Genomic DNA, 9,922 nt, shown 5'->3' with positions numbered 1-9,922 from the left:
TAGGAGTCGCAAACCTTCCAGAACCGTCGCTGAGTTCCCCGCAGCGTGGTGGACGGGGGCGACTGGTGGGGGGGCGGGGGTCAGGCCTCGCCGAGGACTGCGTTCTCCGTGCGCATCACCGTCGGGTCCGCGATCTCGTCCGAGGAGCCGTCCTCCGAGCCCAGGCCGTCGACGTTGGGCTCGAGCGCGGCCTCGGTGTCGACGATCTGCATCGCCTCGACGCGGCCCGCGGACAGCAGGTCCGCCTTCGCGGCACGCACGAGGCCCGCCTTCGCGGCCGGCACCAGCAGGTCCACAGACGTCAGCGGCGTGCGCTGCGACACCTTCGCCTCGGACTTCACCTTGCGGAGCACGGACAGCGCCTCGCCGGCCGCGGCCAGCAGCGGAGCGCCCTGCGAACCCTCGCCCGCCGCACTACGCAGCGGGTCGGAGGTCGGCCACTCGGCGCGGTGCACCGAGCCCGGCTGGTACCAGCTCCACACCTCCTCGGTCGCGAACGGCAGCACCGGCGCGAACAGGCGCAGGAACGTGCCGAGCGCGAGCGTCAGCGTGGTGCGGGCCGATGCGGCGCCCTCGGAGCACGGCGCGTACGGGTCGATCGCCTCACCGGGGGCGGCGCCGTCGTAGGCGCGCGCCTTGACCAGCTCGAGGTAGTCGTCGCAGAAGGTCCAGAAGAGCGTCTCCGCGACCTCGAGCGCACGCGTGTGGTCGTAGCCCTCGAGCGCCTTCGTTGAGGCGTCGACCACGTCCGCCAGCGCGGACAGCATCGCCTGGTCGAGGGGCTCGGTCACGGAGCCCGCGGCGATCGCGTCGGCCGCGGCGATGCCCTGCTCCAACGACGCACCGGCCGCGGTGGAGATGCCCGTCGCGCCCAGCACGAACTTCGATGCGTTGAGCACCTTCATCGCGAGGCGGCGGCCGATCTTCATCTGACCCTCGTCGAAGGCCGCGTCCGTGCCCAGGCGCGCCGCGGCGGCCCAGTAGCGCACCGCGTCCGAGCCGTGCTGCTCGAGCAGGCCCATCGGCGTGACGACGTTGCCCTTCGACTTCGACATCTTCTTGCGGTCGGGGTCGAGGATCCAGCCCGAGATCGCGGCGTGCTTCCACGGCAGCGTGCCGTGCTCCTGGTGCGCGCGCACCACGGTGGAGAACAGCCACGTGCGGATGATGTCCTGGCCCTGCGGGCGCAGGTCCATCGGGAAGGTGGCGGCGAACAGCGCGGGGTTGTCGCGCCAGCCGCACACGATCTGCGGGGTGAGCGACGAGGTCGCCCACGTGTCCATGATGTCCTTCTCGCCGGTGAAGCCCCCGGGCACGTCCCTCTGGTCGGAGGAGAACCCGACAGGCACGTCCACCGACGGGTCGACCGGCAGCGCGTCCTCGGACGGCACCAGCGGGTTGTCGAAGTCGGGCGAGCCGTCCGCGAGCACGGGGTACCAGACCGGGATCGGCACGCCGAAGAAGCGCTGACGCGAGATCAGCCAGTCGCCGGTGAGGCCCTTGACCCAGTTCTCGTAGCGCACGCGCATGAAGTCGGGCTCGAAGTCGAGCTCGGAGCCCCGCGCGACCAGCTCGGCGTTGAGACCGGCGTCGGTGCCGCCGTTGCGGATGTACCACTGGCGGGTGGTGACGATCTCGAGCGGCTTGTCGCCCTTCTCGAAGAACTTCACCGGGTGCGAGATGGCGCGCGCGTCGCCGTCCATCACGCCCGCCTCCTGCAGCATCTCGACGATGCGCTTCTGGGCGGAGAACACGGTCATGCCGGCGAGCTCGCCGTACGCGGCGACGCCCTCGGCCGACGAGACGCCGGCAGGCGCCTCGGTCAGCATCCGGCCGTCCCAGCCGATCACCGGGCGGGTCGGCAGGCGCAGCTCGCGCCACCAGGTCACGTCGGTGATGTCGCCGAACGTGCAGATCATCGCGATGCCGGACCCCTTCTCGGGGTTCGCGAGGTGGTGCGCCACGACCGGCACCTCGACGCCGAACAGCGGCGTCCGCACGTGCTTGCCGAACAGCGGCTGGTAGCGCTCGTCGTCCGGGTGCGCGACCAGTGCCACGCACGCGGGCAGCAGCTCGGGGCGGGTGGTCTCGATCCACACGGACTCGTACGAGCCGGTGGCCTCCTCCATGTCCGCGGCCGGCTCGAACGCGAGCCGGTGGTAAGCGCCGGGACGCTCGCGGTCCTCGAGCTCGGCCTGCGCGACCGCGGTGCGGAACGTCACGTCCCACAGGGTCGGCGCCTCGGCCTGGTAGCACTCGCCGCGCGACAGCCCGCGCAGGAACGCCTGCTGCGCGACGGCCTGCGACGAGGGGGAGATGGTCTGGTACGTGCGCGACCAGTCGACCGAGAGGCCGAGGTGGCGCCACAGCGCCTCGAACTGCTTCTCGTCCTCGGCGGTGAGGCGCTCGCACAGCTCCACGAAGTTCCTGCGCGAGATCGGCTGCTGGTCCGCCGCCTTGATCGACTTGCCCTCGCCGCCCTCGTGCGGGGGCTCGTAGCCGTCGACGTACGGCAGCGTCGGGTCGCAGCGCACGCCGTAGTAGTTCTGCACGCGGCGCTCGGTGGGCAGGCCGTTGTCGTCCCAGCCCATCGGGTAGAACACCTCGCGGCCGCGCATGCGCTGGAAGCGGGCGACCACGTCCGTGTGCGTGTAGCTGAAGACGTGGCCGACGTGCAGGGAGCCCGAGACGGTCGGCGGCGGGGTGTCGATCGAGTACACCTGCTCGCGGGTCTTCGACTCGTCGAAGCGGTACGTGCCGGCGGCCTCCCAGGCCTCGTTCCAGCGGTCCTCAAGCCCGTCGACGGTGGCCTTGTCGGGGATGCGCGAAGTCATGCGCGCCATTCTTCCAGAGCGGGGACGATGCGCGGGAATCGGCAGCAGGGACGATGCGGCGCGCACCTGGTCGGCGGGCGGCACGCCTCACCGACGGAGGCACGATGCGCGGGTACCGTTCCGCGCATGGACGCGAGGGTGGGCGCCGGCTTCCTCAAGGCGCTGGAGAGGCTGGACGGGGACGTCGGCGACGCCCTCGAGCCGCGCCTGCGCGACATGATCCGCCTGCGGGTGTCGCACCTCAACGGCTGCCATCACTCGATCCGCCTGCACTCCGAGTCCCTCGCGAAGGCCGGCACGCGGCCCGACCTCATCAGCGCCCTCGCGCGTCCCGCGCGTCAGATCCGCCCCGGCCTCGTCACGGACGGCGAGTCCGCGGCGCTGCGCCTCGCGGAGGTCCTCACGGACGCGCCGCGCGCGCTCGAGCAGGAGGCCCGCGAGCAGGCGGGCGCGTGGTTCAACGGCAAGCAGATCGGCGCGATCGTCGAGGTGGTGGCGCTGACCAACGCCTGGAACCGCGTGATGCGCGGGATGGACTGAGGCCTACTCGCCCAGGTTGTCGAGCATGTGCCGCAGGACCTCCGCGGTGACCTCGAGGTCGTGCGCGGCGATCCCCGCGTCGGCCTCCGTCGCGATCCCGTCGATCGCGGCGTGGAGCTCCTCGAGCGCCTCGCGCCCGCCCTGGGTCGCGACGCGCAGGCCGTCCACCTCGTCGGCCCAGCCGGCCACCACGAGGGCGTTCCACGTCTCGGTGAGCAGGCCGGGGCCGTAGCCCACCGGCATCGTCCCCTCGAGCACCTCCCACGTGACCGGGTCGGGGGAGTCGGCCAGCCGGCTCAGCATGACGAACTCGGCGCGCGTGCTGGAGCGATCGGCGAGCGCCTCGTCGAAGGCCAGGTCGAAGGCGTGGGTGAGCATCCGCACGAGGATGTCGAGACGAGGGGCGTCGTCGCTCATGCCCTCAGGCTACGTCCGCTCGGGCTCGTTCGGCGGGCCGCCGGCGCGCTCGACCATGAGGTCGGCGATCTCGTGCACGCCCACGAGCACGCGGCTCGCGCCCTGCGCCTCGAGGTAGGCGACGTCGCGCTTGCCGTGCCCGCGCGCGACGATGTCCGCCTCCGGCGCCAGCGCGCGCGCCTTCGCCACGATCGCGCCGGCGTTGAGCGGGTCCGGCACGCCGACGAGCACCGCGCGCGCGGACTCGATGCCCGCGGCGTGCAGCACCTTCCCGCGGGCCGCGTTGCCCAGGATCGCCTCGTGTCCGTCCTGGCGGATGCGCTCGACGCGGGTCTCGTCGTCGTCGATCACGACGACCGGGATCTCCGCGCCCCACAGGCCCTTGGCGACGCGGCCGCCGACCCGGCCGTAGCCCACCACGATGACGTGGCCGTGCGCATGCGACTCCACCGGGCCGTCCGCATCGTCCGCGGGGAGGCCCTCGCGCCGCGCGTAGAAGCGCGCGACCCATGCGAACACCAGCGGGTTGAGGATGATCGACACGATCGCGCCCGCGAGCACGAGGTCCTGCGCGTCCTGGTGGAGCACCTCGAGGTCGGCGCCGAGCGTGACGAGGATGAACGAGAACTCGCCGATCTGCGCGAGCGAGGCGCCCACCACGAGCGCCATCGACCGCGAGTACTTGAGTGCCCGCACGAGCGCGTACGCGATGGCGAGCTTGCCGCCCACGATGATCGCGACCGTCGCGAGGAGGGCGACCGGCTGGCGCCAGACGATACTCGGGTCGACGAGCATGCCGACCGCGACGAAGAACAGCACCGCGAACGCGTCGCGCAGCGGCAGCGAGTCCTCGGCGGCGCGGTGGGAGAGCTCGGACTCGCGCAGGATCATGCCCGCGAAGAACGCGCCGAGTGCGAACGACACCTCGAACAGCCAGGCGGCGCCCACCGCGACGCCCAGCCCGATCGCGAGCACGCCCAGCGTGAACAGCTCGCGCGAGCCGGTGTCCGCGACGCGCGCGAGCGTCCACGGGATCACGCGGCGCCCGACGAACCACATCAGCGCCACGAAGCCGCCGACCCGCAGCACGGTCAGGCCCAGCTCGCCCGCGAGCTCGCCGCCGGTGACGCCGTCCCCGCCGGCCAGCACCGGCACCACCACGAGCGCGATCACCATCGCGAGGTCCTCGACGATGAGCCAGCCCACCGCGATGTGGCCCGCGCGTGTGTCGAGCATCTGCCGCTCCTCGAGCGCGCGCAGCATCACCACGGTCGACGCGACGGACAGCGCGAGGCCGAACAGCAGCGAGCCCGCCGTGCCCCAGCCGAGCAGGAAGCCCAGTCCCGTGCCCAGCGCGGTCGCCACCGTCATCTGCGCGATCGCGCCCGGCACCGCGACGCGCCGCACCGCGAGCAGCTCCTTGAAGGAGAAGTGCAGGCCCACGCCGAACATCAGCAGGATCACGCCGATCTCGCTCAGCTGCGTCGCGAGGTCCACGTCGCCCACGTAGCCGGGGGTGTACGGGCCGATGAGCAGGCCCGCCGCCAGGTAGCCGACGATGGGGGACAGCCGCGCCTTCTGCGCGAGGAATCCCAGGATGAAGGCCGCCACCAGGCCCACCGCGATCGTCGTGATGAGGGGAGCGTGATGCAGCATGCCCTGACCCTATCCGGCGAAGTTTGCGGACAGATGTCCGGTTCGGGGCGCGCGATCCTATGCGATCGGGTGTCCGCGCGGCCGCGCATGCGCTACTGTCTAGGCACAAGGTCCTAGACCTCATTCGTCTTTGAAGCCGGCCGCAAGTCCCTGGTGGCCGGACGACATGGTCGACAGCACCACGAGGGCGCCTCCCCGGAGGCGCCCTCGTCGTCTGTGGGGACAGCCTCTCGCGCATCGTCCCTGGCCCGGGGTAGCGTCGGCCCATGGAGAGATTCCTGCTCAAGGCCGCCGTGTTCCTCGCCTCCGCGGTCGCGGCGCTCGCGCTGCCGTCGCTGATCCTCGGCGAGGACTTCGAGCTCAAGATCAGCGGCCTCATCACCGCGACGGTGATCTTCGCGCTCGCGCAGAGCCTGCTGTCGCCCATCATCGAGCGGCAGATCGAGAAGCGGGCCCGCGCGGTCGTGGGCGGCGTCGGCATCATCTCCACGTTCGTCGCGCTGCTCATCACGGCCACCCTCACGGAGGGCCTGGCCATCCACGGCTTCGGCGCGTGGGCCGGCGGCACGCTGCTCGTGTGGCTCATCACCGCGATCGGCGTGTGGATCCTGCCCGGGCTCTTCGACCGCATCGGGGACAAGGGCGACAAGGGCAAGGCGGTCGACAAGCCGGCCGACACCAAGGACTGAGCCCGCGCATCGTCCCGACGCGCCATAGGCGCGTCATGCCTGATTGACGCGCGAAACGGACATTCGGGGAGTAGCGTCTGCCTCATGGTGAGATTCCTGATCAACACGCTGATCTTCCTCGGTTCCGCGGCCCTGGGCCTGTGGATCACGTCGCTGGTCCTCGACGGGTTCCAGATCGACTTCCTCGCGCTCGTCACCGCGTCGGTGATCTTCACGGTCGCGCAGTGGATCCTGTCGCCGCTGATCTTCAAGATGGCCACCAAGTACGCGAACGCGTTCCTGGGCGGCGTGGGGCTGGTGTCGACGTTCGTCGCGCTGCTCATCACGTCGCTGGTGGTCGACAGCCTCACGATCGACGGCGTCGGGACGTGGATCGCCGCGACCGTGCTGGTGTGGCTGATCACCGCGCTGTGTACCTGGCTGCTGCCGATGTTCCTGCTCAAGGAGGCGGCGGACAAGAAGTAGGGCTGTCCGTTCGAGCGACCCTCCGCGAACGCGCCGCCGGGTGATCCGGCGGCGCGTCCTGCTGTCCCGGAGGGGTGCTCCGACGCCCCGCGGCGCGGCGTTTCCGGGGACCTTCGTCCCTTGCGGCGTATACCCTCGGGGGTATAGACCTGAAAGGTAGGCCGCCAAGGGTGACGGTCGATCCTGATCAGCGAGGAAGGTGATCGGTCATGGCCCGTGTGGTCGTCCTGGGTGCCGGGGTTTCGGGGCACACCGCAGCGCTGTACCTGAGGAAGCTGCTCCCGTCGGAGCACGAGGTCGTGGTGGTCAACCCCAAGCCCACCTACAACTGGATCCCGTCCAACATCTGGGTGGGCGTGGGCAAGATGGACCACGAGGACGTGGTCTTCGACCTCGCGCCCATCTACAAGAAGCAGGGCATCACGTTCGTGCAGGCGAAGGCCTTCGCGCTGTGGCCCGAGGGCGACAAGGACGATGCGCGGCCCGCCGTGGAGGTCGAGCACACCACGCCCGGTCGCGACGGCGAGCACGAGAAGCTCCGCTACGACTACGTCATCAACGCGACCGGCCCCAAGCTCAACTTCGGCGCGACTCCCGGGCTCGGCCCGGACGCCGGCAACACGCTGTCGGTGTGCACGCCCGACCACGCAACCGAGGCCGCCGCGAAGCTCGCCGAGCTCAAGAGCGTGCTGCGGACCCGGAAGCAGACCGTGGTGATCGGCGTCGGGCACGGCACGTGCACCTGCGAGGGCGCGGCGTTCGAGTACACGTTCAACGTCGAGCACGAGCTGCGCGAGGCCGGCGTCCGCAAGAACGCGGAGATCGTCTACCTCACGAACGAGAACGAACTCGGCGACTTCGGCGTGGGCGGCATGCAGTTCGAGCAGAACGGCTACCGCACCACCTCGGAGCTGTGGACCGAGTCGCTGTTCCGTGAGCGCGGCGTCAAGGCGATCACGGGCGCGGCCGTCACGTCGATCGAGCCGGGCGTCATCCACTACGACCAGCTCGACGGCTCGCACAACGACCTCGAGTTCGACTTCGCGATGCTGCTGCCGCCGTTCAAGGGCAACGACTGGAAGGCCTTCGACCGGGATGGCGAGGACATCACCTCGACCGTCTTCGCGCCGTCGGGCTTCCTCAAGGTCGACGCCGACTACACGCCCAAGCCGTACGAGGAGTGGACCGCGAGGGACTGGCCGCGGACCTACCAGAACCCGACCTACAAGAACGTGTTCGCCGTGGGCATCGCGTTCGCGCCGCCGCACCAGATCTCCAAGCCGCGGGCGACGCCGGACGGGGTCGCGGTCGCGCCCTCGCCGCCGCGCACGGGCATGCCGTCGGGGACCATGGGCAAGGTGGTCGCGAAGTCGATCGCGGACATGATCCTCACGGGCGCGCCGGCGCCGACGCACTCGGCGTCGATGTCGGAGATGGCCGCCGCGTGCGTCGCGTCCGCTGGGCACGGCTTCCGGTCGGGCACCGCCGCCGCGATGACCATGAGCCCCGTGGTGCCGGACTGGGAGAAGTACCCCGAGACCGGCCGCGACCTCAAGGCGACCAAGGGCGAGATCGGCCTGTCCGGCCACTGGGTGAAGCGCATGCTCCACACCCTGTTCATCTACAAGGCGAAGGCCCGTCCCGGGTGGACGTGGATCCCGGAATGATCGGAGGGCTCTGATGGACGTCACCAACGAGAGGATCTCCCACGCGCCGCTGCCCACCGAGGGCGAGCTGAGGCGCCGGAGGAACGTGTTCGCGCAGCTCGCGAGGTTCATCGGGACCTCGTGGACGATGTGGAGGCTCGCGCAGAAGCACCACTAGGACGTGCGGTGGACGCTCAGCGGTACGGATGGCCGCTGAGCGGGGTCGGAGCGCACGCTCAGCGGTATCGCTGGCGCGCGCACGCCCGCCGTACCGCTCGCGGTGCGCTTCGCCCGTGCTGAGGCGACTCCGGTACCGCTGAGGGTGCGCTGCGCGGGCTCAGGCCTGCGCCGGGTCCGCGGGGCAGTCGTCCGCGGGCAGCGGGTCGGCGTCGCACTCGGCCGCCGCGGGGTCGGCCGCGCACTCGACCGCCGCGGGGTCGGCCGCGCAGGCTGCGTCGCCCAGGCTCGCCGTCACCGCGAGGCGACGGTCGGGGTCGAGGCGGCCGAGGATCTTGAGGGCGAGGTCGGCGAGCGTGTCGACCTCGTCCTCGGTCATGCCGTCGAGGACCATCTCGCGCACGGCGTCGGCGTGCAGCGGGCGGGTCGACTCGAAGGCCTCGAGGCCCGCGGTCGTGAGCACGGCGTTGAAGGCGCGCCCGTCCTCGGCGCACGGCGTGCGCGTGACCAGGCCCTTGCGCTCAAGGCCGGTGACCACGCGCGAGAGGCGGGGGAGCGTCGCGTTCGTGCGCGAGGCGAGGGCGCTGAGGCGCAGGCGGTGGGCGTCGGCCTCCTGCAGCGCCTCGAGCAGCGTGAACTCGAATGCCGTGAGGTGCGCGTCGGAGAGGCGCTTGTCCAGGGCGGTCGGGAGCAGCTCGAGCAGCGCGTGCAGGCGCGCGACGGCCACGCGCTCGCGGTGGCGCAGGGCGGTGGCGGTGCTCGTCATGGACACCATCATACCCAAAGGTTGCATCTACAACCAAGAGGGTCTATCGTCAGTTGTTGTAGGTACAACCAATGGGGCGCGAGGCGGCCCGGAACAGGAATCGACATGACGACCTTCACCATCATCGGCACCGGCAACATGGCCAACGCGATCGGCGGCGTGCTCGCCGACGGCGGCAGCTCCGTCACCTACGTGGCCAAGGAGCAGGTGGGCACCGCCCCGATCGACGGCGACGTCGTCGTCCTCGCGGTGCCGTTCCCGGCGGTGGACTCGATCCTCGACGCGTACGCCGACGCCTTCGCCGGCAAGGTCGTGGTCGACATCACCAACCCGCTCAACTTCGAGACGTTCGACTCGCTCGTCGTGCCGGCCGGCTCGTCCGCCGCCGCCGAGATCCAGGCGCGCATCCCGGCCGCGCACGTGGTGAAGGCCTTCAACACCAACTTCGCGGCCACCCTGGGCGCCAAGAAGGTCGGCGAGCTCACCACCACCGTGCTCGTCGCCGGCGACTCGGCCGAGGCCAAGGCGACCCTCGTGGCCGCGGTCGAGAAGGGTGGCCTCGAGGCGATCGACGCCGGCTCGCTGGCCCGCGCCCACGAGCTCGAGGCCATCGGCTTCGCGCAGCTCACGCTCGCGGTGTCCGAGAAGATCGGCTGGACCGGCGGCTTCGGCATCTCGCGCTGACCCCCTCAGGCGCGCGCGGCGGGAGCGATCCCGCCGCGCGCGCCTTGC

The 9,922-nt window shown here is 71.0% G+C and carries 10 protein-coding genes; 6 read left to right on the top strand and 4 right to left on the bottom strand.

Annotated elements, in window-relative coordinates; all coding sequences use genetic code 11:
* Window positions 1-80: 80 nt before the first annotated feature.
* Complete coding sequence (gene valS, locus AOM02_RS05715) at window positions 81-2,834, bottom strand: valine--tRNA ligase (protein WP_082104911.1); 2,754 nt, start codon at window positions 2,832-2,834, stop codon at window positions 81-83.
* 126 nt (window positions 2,835-2,960) lie between these two features.
* On the opposite strand from valS, the gene AOM02_RS05710 reads away from it, so the two are divergent.
* Window positions 2,961-3,374 carry a carboxymuconolactone decarboxylase family protein gene (locus AOM02_RS05710; RefSeq protein ID WP_062297553.1) on the top strand — a complete coding sequence of 138 codons (414 nt, stop codon included), beginning with the start codon at window positions 2,961-2,963 and terminating at the stop codon, window positions 3,372-3,374.
* 3 nt (window positions 3,375-3,377) lie between these two features.
* Here the strand turns inward: AOM02_RS05710 and AOM02_RS05705 are convergent, their stop codons facing one another.
* Both AOM02_RS05705 and AOM02_RS05700 read right to left on the bottom strand, forming a co-directional pair.
* Entirely contained in the window at window positions 3,378-3,791 is a 414-nt protein-coding gene (locus tag AOM02_RS05705) for a winged helix DNA-binding protein (protein ID WP_062297551.1), read from the bottom strand.
* A gap of 9 nt (window positions 3,792-3,800) precedes the next feature.
* Entirely contained in the window at window positions 3,801-5,447 is a 1,647-nt protein-coding gene (locus tag AOM02_RS05700; RefSeq protein WP_062297548.1) for a cation:proton antiporter domain-containing protein, read from the bottom strand.
* Between the two features lie 266 nt (window positions 5,448-5,713).
* Between AOM02_RS05700 and AOM02_RS05695 the strand changes: the two genes are divergently transcribed.
* The 4 genes from AOM02_RS05695 to AOM02_RS14480 all read left to right on the top strand — a co-directional run bounded on the left by AOM02_RS05695 (window position 5,714) and on the right by AOM02_RS14480 (window position 8,425).
* Complete coding sequence (locus AOM02_RS05695; RefSeq protein ID WP_062297546.1) at window positions 5,714-6,136, top strand: phage holin family protein; 423 nt, start codon at window positions 5,714-5,716, stop codon at window positions 6,134-6,136.
* Between the two features lie 84 nt (window positions 6,137-6,220).
* A complete protein-coding gene (locus AOM02_RS05690) occupies window positions 6,221-6,601 on the top strand; it encodes a phage holin family protein (RefSeq protein WP_062297543.1) in 381 nt (126 codons plus the stop codon).
* Between the two features lie 209 nt (window positions 6,602-6,810).
* Entirely contained in the window at window positions 6,811-8,268 is a 1,458-nt protein-coding gene (locus tag AOM02_RS05685; RefSeq protein ID WP_062297540.1) for an NAD(P)/FAD-dependent oxidoreductase, read from the top strand.
* A 13-nt stretch (window positions 8,269-8,281) separates the two neighbouring features.
* The gene (locus AOM02_RS14480) at window positions 8,282-8,425 is read left to right on the top strand and encodes a hypothetical protein (RefSeq protein ID WP_169746602.1); all 144 of its coding nucleotides are present in this window, start codon (window positions 8,282-8,284) and stop codon (window positions 8,423-8,425) included.
* 159 nt (window positions 8,426-8,584) lie between these two features.
* Here the strand turns inward: AOM02_RS14480 and AOM02_RS05680 are convergent, their stop codons facing one another.
* Window positions 8,585-9,190, bottom strand: coding sequence for a MarR family winged helix-turn-helix transcriptional regulator (locus AOM02_RS05680; protein ID WP_062297613.1), 606 nt, complete (start codon window positions 9,188-9,190; stop codon window positions 8,585-8,587).
* Window positions 9,191-9,295: 105 nt separating this feature from the next.
* On the opposite strand from AOM02_RS05680, the gene AOM02_RS05675 reads away from it, so the two are divergent.
* Window positions 9,296-9,874 (top strand): NADPH-dependent F420 reductase, encoded by a 579-nt coding sequence (locus AOM02_RS05675; protein WP_062297538.1) that lies wholly within the window; start codon window positions 9,296-9,298, stop codon window positions 9,872-9,874.
* The last annotated feature ends 48 nt before the right edge of the window (window positions 9,875-9,922 follow it).

Source organism: Demequina maris, assembly GCF_000971155.1.
GTDB classification, from domain to species: domain Bacteria; phylum Actinomycetota; class Actinomycetes; order Actinomycetales; family Demequinaceae; genus Demequina; species Demequina maris.
This window is presented reverse-complemented; position numbering and strand designations above follow the sequence as displayed.

Coding starts and splice junctions, on each gene's coding strand:
- AOM02_RS05680 (WP_062297613.1), bottom strand. CDS start 9,190: ATGACGAGCACCGCCACCGCCCTGCGCCACCGCGAGCGCGTGGCCGTC.
- AOM02_RS05685 (WP_062297540.1), top strand. CDS start 6,811: ATGGCCCGTGTGGTCGTCCTGGGTGCCGGGGTTTCGGGGCACACCGCA.
- AOM02_RS05675 (WP_062297538.1), top strand. CDS start 9,296: ATGACGACCTTCACCATCATCGGCACCGGCAACATGGCCAACGCGATC.
- AOM02_RS05695 (WP_062297546.1), top strand. CDS start 5,714: ATGGAGAGATTCCTGCTCAAGGCCGCCGTGTTCCTCGCCTCCGCGGTC.
- AOM02_RS05700 (WP_062297548.1), bottom strand. CDS start 5,447: ATGCTGCATCACGCTCCCCTCATCACGACGATCGCGGTGGGCCTGGTG.
- AOM02_RS14480 (WP_169746602.1), top strand. CDS start 8,282: ATGGACGTCACCAACGAGAGGATCTCCCACGCGCCGCTGCCCACCGAG.
- AOM02_RS05710 (WP_062297553.1), top strand. CDS start 2,961: ATGGACGCGAGGGTGGGCGCCGGCTTCCTCAAGGCGCTGGAGAGGCTG.
- AOM02_RS05690 (WP_062297543.1), top strand. CDS start 6,221: ATGGTGAGATTCCTGATCAACACGCTGATCTTCCTCGGTTCCGCGGCC.
- valS (WP_082104911.1), bottom strand. CDS start 2,834: ATGACTTCGCGCATCCCCGACAAGGCCACCGTCGACGGGCTTGAGGAC.
- AOM02_RS05705 (WP_062297551.1), bottom strand. CDS start 3,791: ATGAGCGACGACGCCCCTCGTCTCGACATCCTCGTGCGGATGCTCACC.